This window comes from Neobacillus sedimentimangrovi (genome assembly GCF_010614825.1).
In the GTDB taxonomy this organism is placed as follows: Bacteria; Bacillota; Bacilli; order Bacillales; family Cytobacillaceae; genus Neobacillus; species Neobacillus thermocopriae.
Genome location: NZ_JAAFZF010000009.1, coordinates 1 through 20,444 on the forward strand (window position 1 = coordinate 1; position 20,444 = coordinate 20,444).

19 protein-coding genes are annotated in these 20,444 nt (G+C 35.2%); 7 read left to right on the forward strand and 12 right to left on the reverse strand.

All coding sequences use genetic code 11. The features are described 5' to 3' along the window. Positions 1 to 159: 159 nt before the first annotated feature. The 3 genes from GZA11_RS05220 to GZA11_RS05230 all read right to left on the reverse strand — a co-directional run bounded on the left by GZA11_RS05220 (position 160) and on the right by GZA11_RS05230 (position 2,793). Positions 160 to 1,212 (reverse strand): Mrp/NBP35 family ATP-binding protein, encoded by a 1,053-nt coding sequence (locus GZA11_RS05220; protein ID WP_163183154.1) that lies wholly within the window; start codon positions 1,210 to 1,212, stop codon positions 160 to 162. Positions 1,213 to 1,502: 290 nt separating this feature from the next. Further along, complete coding sequence (gene cwlD, locus GZA11_RS05225) at positions 1,503 to 2,225, reverse strand: N-acetylmuramoyl-L-alanine amidase CwlD (RefSeq protein ID WP_163183155.1); 723 nt, start codon at positions 2,223 to 2,225, stop codon at positions 1,503 to 1,505. A gap of 124 nt (positions 2,226 to 2,349) precedes the next feature. Continuing rightward, on the reverse strand, positions 2,350 to 2,793 hold the full coding sequence (locus GZA11_RS05230; RefSeq protein WP_163183156.1) for a YbaK family protein: 444 nt from the start codon (positions 2,791 to 2,793) through the stop codon (positions 2,350 to 2,352). A 167-nt stretch (positions 2,794 to 2,960) separates the two neighbouring features. Here GZA11_RS05230 and GZA11_RS05235 point away from each other — a divergent pair, with 167 nt between their 5' ends. The 3 genes from GZA11_RS05235 to GZA11_RS05245 are packed head-to-tail and all read left to right on the forward strand — an operon-like array spanning position 2,961 to position 6,618. Continuing rightward, positions 2,961 to 4,448, forward strand: coding sequence for a spore germination protein (locus tag GZA11_RS05235; protein WP_163183157.1), 1,488 nt, complete (start codon positions 2,961 to 2,963; stop codon positions 4,446 to 4,448). Positions 4,449 to 4,465: 17 nt separating this feature from the next. Continuing rightward, positions 4,466 to 5,554 (forward strand): GerAB/ArcD/ProY family transporter, encoded by a 1,089-nt coding sequence (locus tag GZA11_RS05240; RefSeq protein ID WP_163183158.1) that lies wholly within the window; start codon positions 4,466 to 4,468, stop codon positions 5,552 to 5,554. Then, positions 5,551 to 6,618, forward strand: a complete 1,068-nt coding sequence (locus tag GZA11_RS05245) for a Ger(x)C family spore germination protein (RefSeq protein ID WP_163183159.1) — start codon at positions 5,551 to 5,553, stop codon at positions 6,616 to 6,618. The genes GZA11_RS05240 and GZA11_RS05245 overlap by 4 nt, the downstream gene beginning before the upstream one ends. A gap of 105 nt (positions 6,619 to 6,723) precedes the next feature. Here the strand turns inward: GZA11_RS05245 and nhaC are convergent, their stop codons facing one another. The 4 genes from nhaC to GZA11_RS05265 form a co-directional block, all read right to left on the reverse strand. After that, the gene (gene nhaC / locus GZA11_RS05250) at positions 6,724 to 8,154 is read right to left on the reverse strand and encodes a Na+/H+ antiporter NhaC (protein WP_163183160.1); all 1,431 of its coding nucleotides are present in this window, start codon (positions 8,152 to 8,154) and stop codon (positions 6,724 to 6,726) included. Between the two features lie 724 nt (positions 8,155 to 8,878). Beyond that, positions 8,879 to 10,078: an ABC transporter permease gene (locus GZA11_RS05255; RefSeq protein ID WP_163183161.1), complete on the reverse strand. Its 1,200-nt coding sequence runs from the start codon at positions 10,076 to 10,078 to the stop codon at positions 8,879 to 8,881. Then, complete coding sequence (locus GZA11_RS05260; RefSeq protein WP_163183162.1) at positions 10,075 to 10,758, reverse strand: ABC transporter ATP-binding protein; 684 nt, start codon at positions 10,756 to 10,758, stop codon at positions 10,075 to 10,077. The genes GZA11_RS05255 and GZA11_RS05260 overlap by 4 nt, the downstream gene beginning before the upstream one ends. Positions 10,759 to 10,761: 3 nt before the next feature. Beyond that, on the reverse strand, positions 10,762 to 11,961 hold the full coding sequence (locus GZA11_RS05265; protein ID WP_163183163.1) for an efflux RND transporter periplasmic adaptor subunit: 1,200 nt from the start codon (positions 11,959 to 11,961) through the stop codon (positions 10,762 to 10,764). A gap of 367 nt (positions 11,962 to 12,328) precedes the next feature. Here GZA11_RS05265 and GZA11_RS05270 point away from each other — a divergent pair, with 367 nt between their 5' ends. The 4 genes from GZA11_RS05270 (at position 12,329) to GZA11_RS05285 (ending at position 16,246) form a co-directional block, all read left to right on the forward strand. Next, positions 12,329 to 12,646, forward strand: a complete 318-nt coding sequence (locus tag GZA11_RS05270; protein ID WP_163183164.1) for a circular bacteriocin, circularin A/uberolysin family — start codon at positions 12,329 to 12,331, stop codon at positions 12,644 to 12,646. Positions 12,647 to 12,715: 69 nt separating this feature from the next. Then, positions 12,716 to 14,467, forward strand: a complete 1,752-nt coding sequence (locus GZA11_RS05275; RefSeq protein ID WP_163183165.1) for a hypothetical protein — start codon at positions 12,716 to 12,718, stop codon at positions 14,465 to 14,467. Beyond that, complete coding sequence (locus tag GZA11_RS05280) at positions 14,464 to 14,991, forward strand: stage II sporulation protein M (protein WP_051968243.1); 528 nt, start codon at positions 14,464 to 14,466, stop codon at positions 14,989 to 14,991. The genes GZA11_RS05275 and GZA11_RS05280 overlap by 4 nt, the downstream gene beginning before the upstream one ends. Positions 14,992 to 15,547: 556 nt before the next feature. Next, on the forward strand, positions 15,548 to 16,246 hold the full coding sequence (locus GZA11_RS05285) for an ATP-binding cassette domain-containing protein (RefSeq protein ID WP_038538547.1): 699 nt from the start codon (positions 15,548 to 15,550) through the stop codon (positions 16,244 to 16,246). Between the two features lie 795 nt (positions 16,247 to 17,041). Here the strand turns inward: GZA11_RS05285 and GZA11_RS05290 are convergent. The 5 genes from GZA11_RS05290 to truA form a co-directional block, all read right to left on the reverse strand. Next, complete coding sequence (locus tag GZA11_RS05290; protein WP_163183166.1) at positions 17,042 to 17,833, reverse strand: HAAS domain-containing protein; 792 nt, start codon at positions 17,831 to 17,833, stop codon at positions 17,042 to 17,044. Then, positions 17,787 to 18,131 carry a PadR family transcriptional regulator gene (locus GZA11_RS05295; RefSeq protein ID WP_038542013.1) on the reverse strand — a complete coding sequence of 115 codons (345 nt, stop codon included), beginning with the start codon at positions 18,129 to 18,131 and terminating at the stop codon, positions 17,787 to 17,789. Before GZA11_RS05295 ends, GZA11_RS05290 begins: the two co-directional genes overlap by 47 nt. 445 nt (positions 18,132 to 18,576) lie before the next feature. Continuing rightward, positions 18,577 to 18,969, reverse strand: a complete 393-nt coding sequence (rpsI, locus tag GZA11_RS05300; protein ID WP_163183178.1) for a 30S ribosomal protein S9 — start codon at positions 18,967 to 18,969, stop codon at positions 18,577 to 18,579. A gap of 20 nt (positions 18,970 to 18,989) precedes the next feature. Further along, positions 18,990 to 19,427 (reverse strand): 50S ribosomal protein L13, encoded by a 438-nt coding sequence (rplM, locus tag GZA11_RS05305; protein WP_163183167.1) that lies wholly within the window; start codon positions 19,425 to 19,427, stop codon positions 18,990 to 18,992. Positions 19,428 to 19,698: 271 nt separating this feature from the next. Next, positions 19,699 to 20,436: a tRNA pseudouridine(38-40) synthase TruA gene (truA, locus tag GZA11_RS05310; protein ID WP_038538536.1), complete on the reverse strand. Its 738-nt coding sequence runs from the start codon at positions 20,434 to 20,436 to the stop codon at positions 19,699 to 19,701. Positions 20,437 to 20,444 lie beyond the last annotated feature (8 nt).

The following is a 20,444-nucleotide window of genomic DNA, read 5'->3' on the forward strand; positions in this document are numbered from 1 at the left end:
TCTAATTGATCTCGATTTACTTGTGTATTTTTAGTAAGCATTTCAATATCACCTCGATATTCTATGACATAATTATACAAAAAATGTCGACAAAATCCTTTAAAAAAGGATTTTGTCGACAGTCTGACCTCTTCCCAAATGGAAGAGGATTTTTTCTCGTTATTTTTTTAAACGTCCGATTACTTTTTCAGCAATGTCTAAATAAATTTTCCCCAGTGGATGATCTTCTTGATAAATGGATGGTGCAAAGTCCTCATCATTCCAATCTGGCTGGTTCAATGGTAGACGCCCAAGGACTTCGGTATTTAGTTCTTCGGCAAGCTTATCTCCACCGCCTCGGCCAAATACATATTCCCGTTCTCCAGTTAATTTACTTTCAAAGTATGCCATATTTTCAATAACGCCCAATACTTCATGATCTGTTTTCACAGCCATGGCCCCTGCACGGGCAGCTACGAAAGCAGCTGTTGGATGAGGAGTTGTTACAATAATTTCCTTACATGACGGCAACATACTGTGAACATCCAGAGCCACATCCCCTGTTCCTGGCGGCAAGTCTAAAAGTAAATAATCGATTTCGCCCCATTCGACTTCATTAAAGAAGCTGTTTAGCATTTTTCCTAGCATAGGGCCACGCCAAATAATTGGGGAATTATCCTCAACAAAAAAGCCCATAGAGATTACTTGAACACCAAAGCGTTCCACAGGAATAATCTTTTCGCCGCGAACAACGGGACGTTTAGTAATTCCCATCATATCTGGTACACTGAAACCATAAATATCCGCATCAATCAACCCAACCTTTTTTCCAAGGCGTGCCAATGCAACAGCAAGGTTTACCGATACGGTTGATTTTCCAACTCCTCCTTTTCCGCTGGCAATCGCTATGAAGGTTGTGGTTTTAGAGTTAAGAAGATTTTCCTCCTTTTCAGGCTCCGCATGCCGATGCGCTGCTAGAACCTCATCTGAGAGCTGAGAGAATCGAATACCGACTGTTGCCGCCCCAGCCTCTTTTAATAAATTGACAATCTGAGTTTGCAATTGCAACTGTTCACTTGTCCCAGTCCGTGCAATTCCTATTTTTACACTGACATGATTCTTTTCTTCTTTTATTTTAATTTCTTCTATTGCATTTATTTCAGCTAACGATTTATGTAAAAATGGCTCTTTAAGACTTCCGAGAATCTCACGTACTCTGCTTTCTGTTAACATTGCAAAAACACCTCGCCTCATTGAATTCGTTTCCATATTTAAGTATACCATAAGTCGACATAGATACAGTTATTTGAATCACACCAAAATCATCGACGTAGGCGCATACACCTTACTCAGTAGCGTTTAGCCATGTACCTCGAATGAGTTATAAGAAAACGGAGAACCCAAGGCGATCCGATGTTGGCCTGATCGTATGGCAGAGTGAAAGCGATTAGTGATAAGGATTTGCACTAGAAAATAGAATTTCTTCCCCTAAAAAAATGGAAGGCACTTCTGCCTTCCGTCCTTTAATCGGTTTCTTTTAATTCCTTTTCATTTGTAAAATATCGCAAAATCCCTTTATAAATGGAGGCTGCAACTTTTTCCTGATACTCTTTCTTTTTCAAATTTTCTCTTTCCGTAGGATTAGACAAAAAACCAACCTCTACTAATACCCCTGGCTTTTTCGCATGTTTTAAAATGTAAACTTGATTAATCGGTTTAGCTTTCCGATGAGTGTTCTCCAGATTTTTTCTTAATTCATCTTGGACAAATTTAGCCGCTCGAGCATTTTCCTTATGATAAGGGGCATAAAATGTTTGAGCTCCACTCCACCGTGAGGAAGGAATGGCATTTAAATGGATGCTAACAAAAAAATCGTTTTCTTTATTATTAATCATTTTTAGCCTCTTTTTTAAATCTTCCACTTTTCTTCTGCTATAGCCTCTAGTATCAGGGTCTGCCAAATCCGTATCCGTTTCCCTTGTCATCACCACAAGAGCACCTTGTTCCTGCAAATAATCTCTAACCATTAAAGTAATTGACAAGGCTATGTCTTTTTCAAGCGTTTTACCAGAACCCGCCCCACCGTCGGGACCGCCATGCCCTGCATCCAATAAAATAATTTTTCCTGACAATGGAAGATTCCATGATTCCCAAGAGTCATTTTCGGTAAAGTCATATTGCAAAATCAGAAATAATGCCAACAAACCAGCCGAAAATAAGATGATTTTTAATCTGCTATTTAACACCCCAAATCATTCCTTCCCGCTCGTCCCTGTTCAATAAACTATATGGGACAAGGAAAAATTTTAGAACAGAAAGAAATGAATGAGGAGACAGCCAATATTAGTGTCAGGGCAACCTGATTTTCAGTTAATGAAGACGCAGCTTGTAACGTCGATAGCCTTTTTCATATCCTTCTCTCCACCAAACCTGAACATATTGTTCACAAAGATAGTACAAGGATTCACTCATAACCCCTTCCTCCCCATTGCCCCAAAATAATAAAAAATTGAATAACGTATCCACTAAATGCTTTTCTTCTTTATAACAGCGCATACGTACGGATTCTATATCTTCCCCATAATAACCAAATTTGCTAAACTTTGCCCCTAACAAATAAGCCTCAAGTGCAACATCATAACAAGCTTCTTCAATCCCTGTATTTATAATAAATGCGGAAGAAATTCTTGTTGAACCAAAATACTGTTGTACCCGCTCTTTCAATGTCTGGATCGATAAATCCCGTAGAACAGATCGTTCGTATTTAATCTGCTTTTCACGTCTTTTCTCTTTAAAGGTAGTAATCACAGTCACTTTCTTTCACCTCTTAGAACTATTCTTTATCCCCCATTGATAAGAAATACAAAGACCAAATGGTTTTCAATTGCCAATTTTTATCCCATGACATCCCTTCAATGAAAAAAACATAATTATTCCATTTTAGGAAAAGATAAAGTAAAAGGTTAATGGCGGTGATTGAAATGAGGTGGCTTTTTAAGCAACAAAAAAAAGAGGGGAAAAAAGCGGAAACAGAAAAATACCTAAAGCAATCTCAAGATTATACACATGTATCCTATATTAATCAGGTAACAAACAAAAAATTTACGATATCTTTCATAACCACACTAATTGATGAGAGTATTCTCCAGAATGATGCTCTTCCTTTTTTGTTGGAAAAACCGCTCGAAAAAATTGAAGATGTAAAAAAAATCGTTGCTATTGCAGATGTACAAATTAGCAACGATGAAAATGAAATTGAACAGAAATTATTTAACGGCTATGTATTATTAACCCTAGAATCAGATGATTCTAACTTTGCTTTTTTAGCCGCCCAAAAAGAAATCGTCCGAAACATCACAACACCTGAGGTTGAATTTAGTGTTATCGGACCAAAGGAAGCATTTGTAGAGTCGCTTGATCAAAACATTAATCTTCTTCGAAAACGGCTTCCTGTAAAAGAGCTTATAAAAAAAGAAGTAACACTTGGTACCATATCAAAAACAAAAGTCGCCATTTTATATCTTGAAAATATCGCAAATCCTGAGAATGTTAAAACCTTGATGGAACGAATCAAAAATGTAGAATTCGATGCCATTACCGATAGTTCTTATATTGTTCAGCTCATCTCAGATAATAAAAACTCTCCGTTTCCACAACTTTTAGATACGGAGCGACCAGATCGAGTAGCTGCTGTACTGGCAGAGGGGAAAATTGCGATTATTGTGGATGGATCTCCACATGCTTTAATTACCCCTACCACATTGGTTGAATTTTTTAGTTCTTTTGAGGACTATTTCCTTAACTGGATTTTATCGTCCTTTTTTCGCTTAATTAGGCTTTTTGCCGTTGCATTTTCCATATTAATTACGCCGATTTATGTGGCCACATTATCTTATCATTACGAGTTAATCCCAAAGGATTTATTAAATACTCTGGTGACCTCACGTCGGGAAATACCGCTACCGCCTATTTTAGAAGCCCTTTTTCTTGAGCTAACGATCGAATTGCTGCGGGAAGCCGGAGCTCGCTTGCCCACAAAAGTCGGCCAAACCATTGGTATCGTAGGAGGGATCGTGATTGGTACCGCCTCCGTTGAAGCGGGGCTAACCAGTAATGTCCTTTTAATTATTGTCGCTTTAGCAGCACTTGCGTCATTTACCACACCTGTCTATAAAATGGGTAATGCTATTCGTTTGTTGCGCTTTCCCTTTTTGTTATTTGCCGAACTTTGGGGGCTTTTGGGAATATTAATTTGTTTTAGTTTTTTACTCACTCATTTGATTAGGCTAACTTCACTCAATCGTCCATTTTTAGATCCATTATTTCCACCAAGAGTGACTGATATGAAGGATGCGCTTATCAGGCTCCCATTCAGCAAGCAATCCCAAAGGCCACAATATATGAGGCCAAAGTTCCCCTTTCGTCATACATCAGGTACTAAAAATCGGAACAAAGATATAGACGAATAGTTTACGGAGGAATAAACATGGAACAATTAGTGCCTGAAAAAGGAAAAATTTCACCCTTTTTAGTATTTTTTCTACTCCATACCATGCAAGTAGGGATTGGAGTACTTGGTTTTCAGCGAATTATTGCACAATATGCAGGGTATGATGCATGGATTTCCGTTTTAATTACGGGTTTGATCCTCCATATTATTCTTTGGATGATGTATAAAATAAGTGAAACAACTAATGGAGACTTGTTATCCGCCCATACATTTGTGTTCGGAAAAAAACTTGGCAAAATATTGACTTTCCCATTTATATTCTATTTCAGCCTTGTGGCTGTCAATATACTTAGATCTTTTATAGAGGTAATACAAGTATGGATGTTTCCTGACCTTAGTACCTTTTGGTATTCTCTTGCTTATTGTATCTTGGCCATTTATATCATTTTTGGAGGCTTTAGAACCGTAACCGGTATTGCCTTTTTTGGGGTCATTCTCCCCCTTTATTTAAATTTCATCTTTTTATTCACTTTACCTTATACGGATTTTAAAAACTTATTACCCATTTTTGATCATTCTGTAAAAGATTTATTAATGTCCGGATATAAAATGTCATTAACCTATCTTGGTTATGAAATTTTGTTATTTTTATATCCTTATATCAAGGATCCGCAACGATCAAAAAAATGGGCCCATCTTGGTATCTTGTATACTACATTTTTGTATACGTTAATAACCATTATTACCTTTGCCTATTTTTCAGAAGGTCAACTTCAAAAACATGTTTGGCCTACGCTGACAATGTGGAAGGCAGTACATATGCCGTTTGTGGAAAGATTTGAGTATATAGGAATTGCCAATTGGACTATTATCATTCTTCCTAACTTTTGCATTGCACTATGGTGTGCCAGCCGCCTTTTAAAAAGAGTGGTACATTTAAAACAAAAAAAGGGGGTCCTCCTCATTTCCTTTGCCTGTCTGATTGCCATTAATTTTTTTAAAACACGTGAACAAATTAATACATTAGTGGATTATACCGGTCAAATTTCGTTTTTCTTAAATATCGGGTACATCCCTTTTCTCTTTTGTCTAGTCTTACTTGTTAAAAAGGTGAAGAAAAAATGAAAAAAGTGCAACTATGGGTCTTACTTATAATCATTGTTTTTGCTACAGGATGTGTAGAAAAGGAAATATTGGATGATGTAAATCTGGAAACAGGAGCTGGCTATGATTACATTGATAAAAAAGTGCGCGGGACCGCTTTAGTTCCTGTTTATTTACCCGAAAAAACCGTCCAAAATAATCTCTTTACTGCTTCCTCCAATTTAAGCAGAGATTTTTTAAGGGATGTACAAAGACAGTCTTCAGATCCCATTGTAACTGGGAGTCTTGAAATTGTCCTTTTTGGTGAAAAAATGGCCAAAAAGGGGATAGTTGATATCATCGATGCCTTTCAACGCGATGCCAGTATTGGGACAGATCTTTATCTAGCCGTAACGGAAGGACCATCAAAAAAAATACTGGAAGGAAACTATAGCAAAAGAGGCAATGCTATTTATTTATCCAATCTTATCCGCCAGAACATCAAAACGAGAGATGTACCAAAAACCAATCTTCACCTTTTTTTATCTTCCTATTATCAAAAAGGGAAAACCGCTTACCTACCTACAATTAGGAGTATTGGAAAAAACAAAATTGAAATTAGTGGCATAAGCCTTTTTAAAGGAGATCGAGTTGTCGATACGTTACCCGCTAAACAAATGTTTTTTTTCAAACTCCTAGTTGATAACTATAGCAAAGGGACTTTTAAAGTAGATATGAAATCGGAAAGAGCCGCCGTAGAAAGCATTCGGTCAAAATATAAAATGCGGCTGATTTCCAGGAAGCCGTTAACTGTAGGAATAAACATTAAAGTTCGAGCAATTTTAATTGAGTACTCAGGTGCAAAAGTAACACCGAAGGAAATTAAAGAAATAGAAAAGGCACTTAATGAGATTATTGAGAGAGAATGTACCAAATTAATAAAGAGATTTCAAGAAAAAGGGATCGATCCTGTTGGATTGGGACACTTTGTCAAAAGCAGAACAAGAAAATTTGACTTTAAAACATGGGAACAAACAGGCTATTCAAACTTAAAAGTAAACGTCAAATCAGATGTAATGATTACGGAGTTCGGGGTTATTGAATAAAAAAAAGAGGCTGTATATCTGACTCCTGCATACTAAGGTAGCCCAGATTATACAGCCTCAGAAGAAATCATCATCCTAAATGCATTGGGAGATTGACATGACTTCTTATGATTTGTAACTCCTACGTATAGGTATATGATTGGAATGAGGTTTTGTCGAAGTTTTAGGAAGTGTTATACCTGTAAACCCAAAAATGACTGTAATTAACGGTGAAAGTAAGCAAAAGAATGCATACGGTGCAAATTCAACCACAGAGACCCCAAGAACTGTAGCTAGAAATACACCACAGACACTCCATGGCACCAGGGGATTTACTACTGTTCCAGCATCCTCAAGAACCCTTGAAAGATGCTTTGGTTTCAAACCAGCCCTTTTAAAGTGCTCCTTAAAAGCATTACCAGGTAAAAGAATAGACAGGTACTGTTCCCCTAGAATAAAATTAACCGCAATGGCCATACTGGCTGTAGAGCAAATTAACACGGAAACTCGAGATAACAAGTTTTGCACAACCGAAAGTAAAGCTGGAATAATGCCAAGCCTAAAAAGAAGCCCACCCATACTAAGTGCAAGTAGAATGACGGATATGCTAAACATCATACTTTCCATGCCACCCCTTGACAGCATAGAGTCAACTTCCTTAATGCCGGTTTCAGATTTATAACCGGAATAAAGTAACTCCAACAGGCCATTTAAATCTACTCCACTATTGATCCACAAGGAGATGAAAAGAGCAGATAAGGTTCCCGCAGACAAAGTAGCTATTGCTGGCACTTTTTTGGCAGCTAGGACAGCAAGAATGACCATTGGAATGAGTGAGTACCAGTGAACAAGATTCAAATTTTGTAATCCTTCTTTTACGATGGCCACTTGATGGATACTTTGATCCGTTTTATCCGGAGAAAGGATTAAATATAGAATAAATGAAAGAATAAACGCTGGAATGGTCGTCCAGCACATATTTTTTATATGCTCAAATAAATCTGCACCCGCTACACTCGATGCAAGATTCGTTGTATCTGATAACGGCGACATCTTATCTCCAAAAAAGGCTCCTGATACAACCGCTCCGGCTGTAATTACTGGAGATATATCTAGTGCACTGCTCGCACTGACAAAAGCAACACCTAATGTTGCTGCCGTAGTAAGGGAACTACCAATACTTAAACCGATAATGGCTGTCACCGTAAAAACAATAGCATAGTAAAATTTCCCCGATACTAACTCAACCGCTAAATAGATAAATGTTGGGATAGTCCCGCTTGCCATCCAGCTGCTGATTAGCATTCCTATAAAAAAGAAAATCATGACGGCATTAATCCCTGACTTAGCACTTTCCGCCATCGCACCTTCTAAATCTCTAAAGCTAACTCTTTTAACTGTTCCATATAATAGTAGAAGTACAATTCCAGCCATAATAGCAATATGTGGAATTACTTTCACGCTAATGATTAAGTATCCAATCATCCCGATTAAAAGAGCCGTTATACATGCTGCTTCAATCGGGTGAATTTTTAGTACCTTTTGTGATTGAATCATTCTTTTTCCCCCTAAATTACAATAAAGACAATAGAAAAGCGTAAGCCCCCTGCTTAGCGGCGTACGACCTCTTCTCATTAGCTAACGCTTTCGGTCAAGCGATGCCAAGCTTACGCTGGACCATTCTCAAAAAAAAACTTACATTCTTAAATTACAAAAAAACCCCTCGTCGTTAGGGACGAAAGGTTTTCCGCGGTACCACCCTAATTGGCAAGAATATCTCCCTGCCCTCTTTCAAAACATACCCTTTTAAGACAGCTGTATTTCAATAATGCCATCGCCCGGATTTTCAGCTTCCATCCGGTCTCTATTGGCTGCTAATGACATTTTTACTTTTACTGTAGGTATCTATTTACTTTTTTACTAAAACGCTTTTAAGCGTTAAAGCGTTTGTGTATAAATTATACATGATCACTATTTGTTAGTCAAAAATTTTTTTAGAATATGTATTTAAGAAATATAGATTGTTACACAAAAATAAATCTACAATGATTGATACTCTTATCCTATAAAAATAGCTCTTTCCACCAAAGTGAAAAGAGCCTTAAAACATATACTCATTATCATTTCGTGGGCTGGGGTGCAGAACGAATATTAATTTCCAAATTGTAACCAACCGTAAGCATTATTATATTTTTGTTTCCTCCTGCACGCTACTACTGTAGATAAAACTGGCTTGAAACAAAACGTTAAAGAAATACAGATTTATGAATCCCCTGTTTGCTTATTCATATCTTAATGCATCAATCGGTTCCATTTTAGCGGCTTTATTGGCTGGCATGATTCCAAAAATGATTCCCAGAATAATGGAGAACAAAATAGCGCCAATAATAACCTCAATCGAAACAAGTGATGGCCATTTCGCAATAAACGAAACTAAATATGCACCTGCTGCACCAAGAGTGATTCCTATAGTTCCTCCAAAAAGAGTAAGCATCATGGACTCAATTAGAAATTGAAGTAAAATATTACCCCGTGTAGCTCCCAGTGCTTTCCGAATACCAATTTCTCTCGTTCTCTCCGTTACCGATACAAGCATGATATTCATAACCCCTACTCCACCAACCAGTAAGGAAATACTTGCTATTCCACCAATAATCATAGTCATTATTTTTGTAACCCCTGCAATACTCTTTTGTAGTTCTTCAAGGTTTAAAACCTCGTACTTTCCTTCCAACTCTGGGGATTTAGCATCGTTTAACATTTTAGCTGCTTTTGTACCAGCAAGTTCAAGTTGGTTAATATCTTTCACTTGTAAAGTAACACTTTGAATATCATCCGTTCCATATAATACAGGCCAAAGGGTTAACGGCATAATTATTTCTGGAGTACTTAATCCAAACAGTCCACCTGCCGATTTATAAACACCGATCACTTCAAAAGGCTGTCCTTTAATTTCAAGAATCTGACCAATGATTTTACTATCTTTAAATAATTCCTGTGCTGCCCCTTCATTGATCATAATTACATTATTTGATTGAGAAAAATCAGCCTCATTCAGCTTCCTTCCCCTTTTCATTTCAATAGAATTTACAGCAAAATATTCATCGGTCACACCCAAAACTTGTGTACTTATAGATTGTTCATTTACCGTTAACATCTCCATCGAACTATTTGTCGTTATGACGTGTTTAACCTCAGGAATTTTTCTAAGTTGAAAAATATTATCCTCTGTAAAAACGGGAAGCTGATCGGTTGTCATTGCAAACGGATCGTCTGAATCGGGAATGAAGTTAATTTCAATGGTATTATTACCTGAAGCAGCAAATTGAGATTTTAACGCTGCTTCGCCTCCTTGACCTATGGCCACTATGGTAATAATACTCCCTACTCCAATAATGATTCCTAACATCGTTAAGGCTGATCGTAATTTATGGGCAAGAATCGATGAGAGAGCAAATTTTATACTTTCCATCCAACTCATGTGAATACCCTCTTCATGTCAGAAGTTATTCTACCGTCTCTAAGTAAAATGCAGCGTGGGGTGTAAGCCGCCACCTCTTCCTCATGTGTCACCATAATAATGGTTGTACCTTCATTATTCAACTGAGTAAAAATATTCATGATTTGCTCTCCTGACCTTGAATCAAGTGCCCCAGTCGGTTCGTCCGCTAAAATAAATGATGGATTTGTTGCAATAGCTCGAGCGATTGCAACACGTTGCTTTTGTCCACCTGAAAGTTGATTAGGTAAATGATCCATCCTATCTGCAAGCCCTACTTTAGCCAACACTTCCTGCGCACGTTTCCGCCTTTCTTTTTTACTAATTCCCCCATAGATGAGTGGCAATTCCACATTCTCCAATGCGGTCAATCTGGGAAGTAAATGAAAATGTTGAAATACAAATCCAATGAATTGATTACGTATCATCGATAGCTTTTTTTCGTCAGATTCTAATATATTTAATTCATTTAATACATACTCCCCTGATGTAGGTCGATCAATACATCCTATAATATTCATTAATGTTGATTTTCCAGATCCAGATGGGCCCATAATCGAAACAAATTCGCCCCTATTGATCTCAATATTGATATCGTGAAGTACTGGAACATCAAGGTCCCCTTGTGTGTATGACTTAAAAATATTCTTTAGACTTATCATCCCTTAATTCACTTCCATTCCGTCGGATAACTGATCGGATGGATTTTTGACTACTTTGTCACCAACTTTTAGGCCAGTAAGGATTTCGGTCCATTTACCATCTTCTATTCCGGTTGTTACTTGTTGTTTCCGCAGTTTGTTCTCATCCAGGACATAGACAAACTGAGAGTCTTCATCCTCTTTAATACAACTACGGGGAATGGACATCCTGGTCTTTGCCGATTGAATCACTTGTATCGTTACATGATAACCAGGTGATAATCCTTCCTGGGAATCCAGAATACCTTTAAAATTATAGTAAGAAATATTTTGTGATCCATCTGCACCAGCAGCACTTTGAACTAATTCTTGTGCTAGTGGGTATTCACTGACTTCTATGATTTTCCCCGTCCAACTTTTATCTGCAACAGCCTTTGAAGTAACTTTTATAGGTTGATTCGGCACTATTTGACCCTTTTGTAATTCACTTAATTGTCCTTGTATTTGATACGGCTCTTTTGAAACAATTTGCACGATCGGGTTACCTTGTCCCTCTGTAGTGCTGGAAAAACTTTGTTCACCATCTTTCGCAACTTTCTGAACAATACCTGCAGTATTGCTGTAAACAATTAAATCATTTTGTTTCTTATGTAACTGTTCTTCTTGTAATTTGATTTTTTCTTTTTCCAACTCCATGCTTTCCTTCTCAAACTCTAAGTCTTTTAATTGTGCTTCTAAATTCTTTGTTGTTTCTTTAAGTTGCGCATTAAGCTCAGCATTTTGGTTGTTTTTTTCAGCTTCCTTTGCTTTATTTATTTCTTTTCTTAAAGAGTTCATTTTTTCATTGACTTGTTCAGAGCGCATTTGACTGGTTTTCTTGTCAATCTCTAACTGCTTCATTTCAAAAGAGAGTTCCGAATCATCATAAGAAAAAAGCTTTTGACCCTTCGTGATTTCCTGCCCTTCTTGAACAAAAATCTCCTTCACTTTCCCTTTTGTTGGGTCTGCATAAATGGTTTCCATAGCCCCTGGAACCACTTTTCCAGCAATTAACTTCGTGGTGCTCATCTCTTTTTCTATCACACTGACAAAACTTAAGTCATTAGCTTTAGCTGGCTTTTTTTGTAATAGCACGATATTCAGAGCAGCCACTATGACGATAATGGTGATTATCCCAAAGATAATCCACTTCTTCCTTGCTTTGATTTGGTATTTTACCTCCATACACGTTATCCCCTTTGTTTAAAGTGCTCAAGTATTTCAATAATAAAAAAGTTACAATAATTTACAATACCATATTATTATTACAAAAAAATTACTGTCAATATATCCAATTAAATCAAAATAATAGGTATATATACAAAAAGTAGAATAAAACAAGATTATTAAAAAATAGATAGGTATTTTGAATGAAATAAAATAGTTTTAAATTACTATTGCAAAAATGCAAGTTAATAAAAATTAGGTAAAAATGATTATTTTGTAATTTTTTGTATAATTCTGTATTGTAAAATTTTTATTGCTTGTTATTATTTAACTATCAGAAGCCAAAAAAAGGAAAAAATCTGATACTTGAAAGGAGGTGAATATTATGTCAAACCGTCTAAATGTGATTAAGGTTCCTGTATTACTTACAGCAACTGCAATTATTATGCTTGGTTACTTTGCTTTATTAGGAACCCTTCCAATCGCTGATCTTGCGAAAGAATTTGGCGTACCTTCCGTAGTAGGAAGTGCTGTTGCTTGGTACTTAAATCTAGGTGCTGCTGCAAGTATTATTATTGGAATACTTGGAGGTTTCCTTTCCGGTGGATTAGGACTAATTGCCGCAGCAGGAAGAGAGACTTTAAAGGCCTTCCTATTAGCTGAATTAAGAAAAAGAGGTACTAAAGCCTTTGTAGCTTGGTAAAAAAGTTAGAAGGTGAAATGATATTCATTTCACCTTCTACTATGTAAATCTTCAAATCGGAGTGTTTTTATGTTTCCACATATGATTCCCCTCTTACAATTATTCTTAACAATGAGATTGGAAAAAGATTTTTCTGCCATTATCAAAAAAATTCCATATATAAAAAGAATAAGTTCTATCCTAATAATTAAAAATCTAATTTTTACATTTCTTTCTATTGTGGCAGTTTATTTTTTCTATCATAAATATCTTTTTTATATGGTTGAATATCGTGATATCATTGTCCTTTTTATTCTATTATTATTGTTATTTATTTCATTACTAAACGGGGTATTGGCTTATAAAAGAACACATTTTCCCATTTACGGAGACCTTTTATCTCTTTCACCATTAAATAATAAAGAGATCTTTTTCCTGCTAATAGCAGAAGAGATGATATGGTTTATTTTTCAAAATGTTGGGTTTCTACTATCCATACTGATCTTCCTTTATTGGTTAATGTCAATATCTGTTTTTTCTTTTCTTTTATTTTCTATTGTCATCATTTTATCAATGGCCTTCATGTTTACACTTGGAAATATCTGTTGGGGCCGCTATCAAATTTATAAGATTCAGAAGAAAATTGGTTTTATTCGTTTTATGATTTATCTACTCAATGCTTGTTTATTTATGTCTTTTGGATTTTTGATTAGTCATACATTTGCCTTTATCATTAAAACTTTTAGAGCCCATTTCCATCATTTCGATCAACTTATGAACGATCAATTTTATGAATCACTCTTAGGCATATTTAAAAATGAGTTTATTTTATTTCTCATTCAATTCATTAACAAGATATATCAATTCTCTATTTATACGTTTATCACATCATTTATCAAATCAGAAAATGTCTTTTCTTACATATTAGGAATCGTTGTAATAGTGATACTGCTTTACTTATTAAAGTACTTTACACCTGTTTATGGGGATAACCAATCCATAAAAAAATCATTATTTCATTATGATTACTTATATATTTATACGAAAATCGTTAACAAATTGTTTAATCGAAATCACAATGCAATCTTACATAAGGAACTGATCATCCTTAATAAGAGTCGATGGATTATTTCACCTGGGGTTTTTTCAATCATTTTTTATACCTTTGAATCTTTCTTTTATTTAGGGATATTACTCGGAATTGGAGTAAACATGACCAATGATCCAATGTTTATTGCACTAATGCTACTTTTCAATACAATGATTATGATCATGCACTGTTATGATATTGTTAGTGAATTCCCTCAGATCTTTTTCTTAAGTTCTGAAGGAAAGAATATTGAATTTATTCGTTCCTCACCCATAGGTATTCAACAATTATTCGAAGCAAAAATAAGATTGCTTCGTGCCGTATTGATGATTCCTATGGTCATTAGTTTTGCATTTTCTTGTTTTCTTTTACTGTATACCAAAAATTTCAATTTACTTACTATAACTCTCTTAATGGGTATTTTATTGATCATGTATTTCATTTCACCGATGATTCAACTATATATGGCGCCCTATTATGCCAAATTTAATTTTGATGATATTCAAGAAGTGGGCAGTACATATGAAGAAAAGGAATTACATATTCGTTCTCAAAGTGTCCCGAGGTATATTATCTTAATCCCTGCATTGATTTTTAGTTTTTTAAATATTTTCTTTCCTTTTTATCAATACATTCCTTTTATTCATATCATATACTTTGTAGCTATTTTTTTACCTTCACTCATTTATCTAACTGTATCAAAAAAGATAATTAACAAAGGTCTGTACAAGCTGGAAAGGAGAATATTTTGAAACTTGTTACTCGATTAATTAAAAACTGGGGACATTTATATGTTTTATTCTTTCTCATATTTCTTTTAGGAGTTGTTTCGGGCGTATTTTTTCACCCTGAAAATAACCATCATTTTCAACCTGTTAGCGCAAATTACATGGATATTTTTATCAATAATCTTAAGGTAGGATTGCTATTAATATTTGGTGGACTAATGTCTTGCGGGGTTATTCCGATCCTCGTGATCGGATCTAATGGATACATTATTGGTAATGTTATTCATATTGCTCTTACTGAACATACGGTTACTCTATTATTTAATGGATTATTACCTCATATGTTTGTTGAGCTGGTAGCCTTGATTTCATGTGCGGTAGTCGGTAGCTTTTCTGGAAATTTTATGTTCAACTATTTTCGTAATAAAATTCCAAAAAATTTTTTTCGATTGACTTTATCTGACGGGCTAACTCTATTATTTATTGCTTTCTTTTTATTATTTATAGCAAGTTTAATAGAGGATTTCATAAGTCATGTAAAACTTTAGGAGGGAATGAAAATGAACTTGTGGTTAAATCCTACCCACTTTTTTTCACAGGATAAAGAGGTCATTACGAATAGAAGTATCATATTAAAAAATATCATTATTCTAATTGTTGGTATGTTCTTTGTTACTTGCATTCTTTATCAAATGATTCCAGATTTACAAAATAGTAATTTGTTTTTAACTTTTGCGTTCATTACTGCACTATCTGTCCCATTCTATCTAATTTTTAATTTTTTTCTGTCTCTGGTTTATTTATTAGTATTAATCTTTTTTCACCCTTCCTTAAAGATTAGTAAATTTTATACACTAATATTAACGTATAATACTTTAAATTTTCTTTTTAGTTCCATTGGTGTAAACTTACTCTTTTATTACGAGAATAATTTGACTCGTATATTCATTATTGGTATTTCTCTATTCATTAACATATGGAGCCTTCGAATATTATTTGCCGGGCTTATAAATTTTATCGGTTTTTCAAAGAAAGTAAGTATAGTTTTTTGCTCAACACTTTTTTTATTAAATTTACTCTTATTAATAGGAGGAAATTTCGTAAATGTCTAGTAATACCATATTAAGGCTAGAAAATATTTCATTTGGATATTGTAAAGAAGAAAACATTCTTAAGAACATTCATTTTAATTTTAATGCTGGGGAAATTAGTGTAATAAAAGGGAATAATGGTGCTGGTAAATCTACCTTGCTAAAAGTATTATCAGGATTAGTTGAATTTGATGGTGAGCTTTTTCTAAAAGGAGAGAAAGTTTCCGATTTGAAGGAATATAAAAAAAGGATTGCCTATATTCCAGATTCCCCTTTATTATATAACATTCTAACTGGGCGAGAGAATTTGAAGTTAATAGAAAATTTATGGTTAGTGAAAGATCATTCGGGCTATTGGGATCGTATTTACAAATGGGCTGAGAAACTCCATATGATAGATTCACTTGATAAACCAGTGGAAGAATATTCACTTGGTATGCGTAATAAACTTTTTTTTATCGGAAATTTAGCAAGGAATCCAGAAATTGTTTTCCTCGATGAACCTTTTTCTTCATGGGATCAAGAATCCGTGAAAAACGTGATCCTTATGCTTAAAGAATATGTTTCCATTTCGCAACGTGCAATCATAATGGTTACACATTCAGAGAGTCTAATTAATCAACTTGGTGACAAAGTTTTACTTCTAAAAAATAATACCTTAAATGAATCTAAATCATTTTTTCCACTAAAAATAGAAAGGTCGATACAGTAATGAAATACTTTTATGGAATTTTGTTAGTACTATGTGTCATCTCCATTGTTTCTCTATGCTTGTTAGGAATAAATGATCTTAACATCGGGAAAATTCTGATTGTTGTTTGTTCCGCTTTTGCTGCTACAAGTATTATGAAGCTAGTAAGCTTAAATAAAAATAGTTAAATTGAGGTGAAATATGATGAGTTCTGCTTTATGTCCAAAGTGCGAAAAAGATGTTGTCAATAAGTTACATTTAGTACCCGTTAATCTCCAAAATAAAGACCAAACGGTTCATTTATTAACATGTGGTTCGTGTCATACCATTATTGGAATATATGACGCTGAAACAGCAAAAACAGTAGATCGTATCTTCTTAAAGCTATAACAAGCACCAAATACTCCCTATCTCGTAGTAGACAGAGAGTATTAATGCTTGTTTTATTTTTCACCTATCCTTATGTAAATTTATTAATACAATAGTTTTGGCTTATCTTTGTTCTAAACCGATTAATAAAACTAAAAAACAAATATTCATCCGATGAAAGAGTATGAAAAAGCATACGAAGAGTTTAAACAAGTGAAAAGGTGTTTTGTGATCTCAAAATTAAGCTAATTTTTTTTATAAGCGAGAAATGAAATAGCTTCTATTAAAATCCGAAGAAATAAAAGCCTAATGCCTCCATTTTCATTCAGAGACATTAGGCTTCTTGCTCTAGTAGATCGGTTCTTAAGTGCAATACTTTATTCTTAACGATCATATTACTGAGTTTTTTTCGATATTCAATCCTTGCGCCCAATTTATGAAAAATGTTTAATTCTTTGCTATTTTATTCGATACCCAAAGGTATATAGAAAACCCAGCAAAGGTTATCAATGTGCTAATAATTAGTTGTGTTTCATATTTTAATGGTGTAAAGCTCAATACATATTCTGGTACTATCAACAATCCTAAAGAAATAATGAAAATCCACGTTTTTGACCAAATAGACATGCCAATAATAAATAATGCTGTAATAACACCTATAATCACGCTTGCTGTATTGCCAAAATGAATAATAGGAGTATGAATGGTTTGATTTAAGTAAATTAAACCAATAAACAAGAAAAGGGGCAGTAACATTATTATAAATAATATAATACCTTGAATTTTTGAAGGTTGATTAGTTGTGGAAATATATTTAAATCCACCAAAGATAGAAATTATAAATATGGTTCCAATTACAATATATCCAACAATCTCTAACACAGAATAGGAAAGGTTCCCTTCTAATAAATCAGGGAAGATTGTAAAAGAAAATGATCCAAAAATAATTAGACAAATGTATTGAATCCAACTTCGAAAGTCAATGCTCATTTCCTTAGAAACCATCTCCATATATTCTTTCGGTGATTTTCCAATAATTTTATCAATGGGCTTCCCATTTTTTTCCGCTTCTAATAAATGAACTTTCAATTCTTCCACAACTTCTTCTATTTCATCTGAGTTTTTCCCACTAGAAAATAAATAGAGGCGTAAATTCTCTAAAAATGCTTTACTTTCATTTGAGAGTTTTAATTCATTCAAGCGTCCCATCTCCTTTTGATAAATTTGTGTTGGATTCATTGTTCAAAACCCTATTTACATTGTTTTGTAAGTACCTCCATCGCTCAATAAACAATTCTAATTCTGCTTCACCTTTTGGTGTAAGCGAGTAATATTTTCTTTTAGGCCCAGCAGTAGATTTTTTCAATGTTGAAGTAACCAATTCTTCCTTTTGCATCCTCATTAACAATGGATAAATCGTCCCCTCGCTAAAGGAATGAAAACCATAGCTTTCAAGCTTTTCAGCCAGCTCATATCCATATACTTCTTTATTTTTAATAATGGCTAGCAAACACCCTTCAATAATTCCTTTTAGCATCTGTGTTGTCGACAAGTCCTTTTCACCCCGCTTTCAATAACTTGTAATACAAGGGTTATGCCGTTAAATATATCTTGCATTACATGGTATATAGATCATATTAGCAATTTTTTCCTTGTAATACAAGATATATTACTCTTAGGAATACCTCTAATGGGATAAAAACAAAACCTTCATAGAATGACTATATATACGATATGCATCCCATGTATTTGAAGCAGGAATGAGCATTAAAGGAGTACAGAGTGGTTAGGACACTCAGACATTCACACAACCATGAACATCTATACATACGTTTCTGATACATTAAATGAGCAAACAGCACTAGAAGTTCCAAACATATATTGAATGAATAATGTAGGTGACTAGAAGTGACAATTGCCACTTTTTAAGCAAAAAAAGACCCCCAACCAATAATGGTTGAGAGTCTTGAAACGTAGATATATTAACGTTTTGAGAATTGTGGCGCGCGACGAGCACCTTTAAGACCGTATTTTTTACGTTCTTTCATACGTGCATCGCGAGTTAATAGACCAGCACGTTTTAATGTTGGACGATATTCTGGATCAGCTTGAAGCAGTGCACGAGCAATACCATGACGGATTGCGCCAGCTTGGCCAGTGTAGCCACCACCGCTTACGTTTACTAGAACATCATAGCTACCAACAGTTTCAGTCGCTACTAATGGTTGTCTTACAACAACACGTAAAGCTTCAAATGGGATATAGTCGTTAATGTCACGATTGTTAATTACAATTTTACCTGTACCTGGAACTAAGCGCACACGTGCGACAGAGCTCTTACGACGGCCAGTACCGATATATTGAACTTGTGCCAAGTTAATTTCCTCCCTCTTCATTAACCGCGAAGTTCGTAAACTTCAGGTTTTTGTGCTTGGTGCGGATGCTCTGCGCCAGCATAAACATGTAATTTTTTGAACATTTTACGTCCTAGAGAATTCTTTGGAAGCATGCCTTTAACAGCAAGCTCAAGCATTTTCTCTGCATAGTTTGTACGCATTTCAAGAGCAGTTCTTTGTTTTAAACCACCTGGATGTAAGCTGTGACGATAGTAGATTTTGTCATTCAGCTTGTTACCAGTTAATTGAATTTTAGATGCATTAATAATGATAACATGATCACCAGTATCAACATGTGGTGTATAAGTTGGTTTGTGTTTACCGCGTAAGATTGATGCTACTTCAGAAGCAAGACGTCCAAGAGTCTTCCCCTCAGCATCAACTACGTACCATTTGCGCTCGATATTGTTGGCATTTGCCATAAACGTTGTACGCATGAGTTTCCCTCCTAATTAAATCCATAAAAAAAATTTATTTGCGCACGGTCACGAGCATATTAGTGTCCGATTCTGTTCCGGGAATGAACATTAAAGCCGAGCGTGCAATCAATTTTGTTAATCATATATTTTCAATCACGATGAAGACTTTCCGGGGCTTATCGTGGGATTAAAAACACACACATATAATATAATAAATAATTGGTATCTAATTGTCAAGAAAATGTTACACCTGGATGGGTTGTTTTATGAAATTGGATGATGAGTGCATTTAATAATACACTTCCCAAAGATATAATCCATGTGCCGGTGCGGTTTTACCAGCAAGTCGTCGGTCTTTCGCCTCCAAAATTGTTGGAATGTCAGCAGGCTCCAAACGTCCTGAACCTACTTCTAATAACGTCCCTACCAGAATGCGAACCATATTATAAAGAAAGCCATTCCCGACAAAACGCAGCATTAACATATTCCTATCTTCCAAACATTCAATAGTTTGAATGGTTCGCACCTTGTCCTCGACGTCTGTGTTCGACGCACAAAAACTTGTAAAATCATGCGTGCCAAGGAAGAATTGACTTGCTTCCTTCATTGCTTGCAAATTCAATGAGTAGGGATATTGAACCGCAAAATTCCGCTGAAACGGGTCGCGCCTATCTGACAAATAAAGCAAATAACGATATTCTTTTCCTACTGCACTAAATCGAGCATGAAACGAATGATCCACTTTCTCCACCGAAATCACGGAGACATCCTCGGGGAGTAAAGAATTCAAGGCAATAACCCAGCGCTCCTCAGGGATTGCTAAAGGAGAATCAAAATGAATGACCTGTCCCTTAGCATGGACGCCAGCATCGGTTCTACCGGAAGCAGTCACCTTGACATGGGTGCCTTTATGCAATTTTGCCAAAGCGGTTTCCAATTCTAATTGAACAGTTCGCTTATTGGGCTGAACTTGATAACCGGAAAATCCTGAACCATCATAGGCAATGATTCCTTTGTATCTTTGCATTGTTTCTC

Bases quoted from the DNA above. Each gene is read 5' to 3' on its own strand.
- rplM (WP_163183167.1), bottom strand. From the start codon at position 19,427: ATGCGTACAACGTTTATGGCAAATGCCAACAATATCGAGCGCAAATGG.
- GZA11_RS05235 (WP_163183157.1), top strand. From the start codon at position 2,961: ATGAGGTGGCTTTTTAAGCAACAAAAAAAAGAGGGGAAAAAAGCGGAA.
- nhaC (WP_163183160.1), bottom strand. From the start codon at position 8,154: ATGATTCAATCACAAAAGGTACTAAAAATTCACCCGATTGAAGCAGCA.
- GZA11_RS05270 (WP_163183164.1), top strand. From the start codon at position 12,329: ATGTCAAACCGTCTAAATGTGATTAAGGTTCCTGTATTACTTACAGCA.
- GZA11_RS05285 (WP_038538547.1), top strand. From the start codon at position 15,548: ATGTCTAGTAATACCATATTAAGGCTAGAAAATATTTCATTTGGATAT.
- GZA11_RS05245 (WP_163183159.1), top strand. From the start codon at position 5,551: ATGAAAAAAGTGCAACTATGGGTCTTACTTATAATCATTGTTTTTGCT.
- GZA11_RS05240 (WP_163183158.1), top strand. From the start codon at position 4,466: ATGGAACAATTAGTGCCTGAAAAAGGAAAAATTTCACCCTTTTTAGTA.
- GZA11_RS05255 (WP_163183161.1), bottom strand. From the start codon at position 10,078: ATGAGTTGGATGGAAAGTATAAAATTTGCTCTCTCATCGATTCTTGCC.
- GZA11_RS05295 (WP_038542013.1), bottom strand. From the start codon at position 18,131: ATGCTAAAAGGAATTATTGAAGGGTGTTTGCTAGCCATTATTAAAAAT.
- GZA11_RS05265 (WP_163183163.1), bottom strand. From the start codon at position 11,961: ATGGAGGTAAAATACCAAATCAAAGCAAGGAAGAAGTGGATTATCTTT.
- GZA11_RS05275 (WP_163183165.1), top strand. From the start codon at position 12,716: ATGTTTCCACATATGATTCCCCTCTTACAATTATTCTTAACAATGAGA.
- truA (WP_038538536.1), bottom strand. From the start codon at position 20,436: ATGCAAAGATACAAAGGAATCATTGCCTATGATGGTTCAGGATTTTCC.
- GZA11_RS05220 (WP_163183154.1), bottom strand. From the start codon at position 1,212: ATGTTAACAGAAAGCAGAGTACGTGAGATTCTCGGAAGTCTTAAAGAG.
- GZA11_RS05290 (WP_163183166.1), bottom strand. From the start codon at position 17,833: ATGAATCCAACACAAATTTATCAAAAGGAGATGGGACGCTTGAATGAA.
- GZA11_RS05260 (WP_163183162.1), bottom strand. From the start codon at position 10,758: ATGATAAGTCTAAAGAATATTTTTAAGTCATACACACAAGGGGACCTT.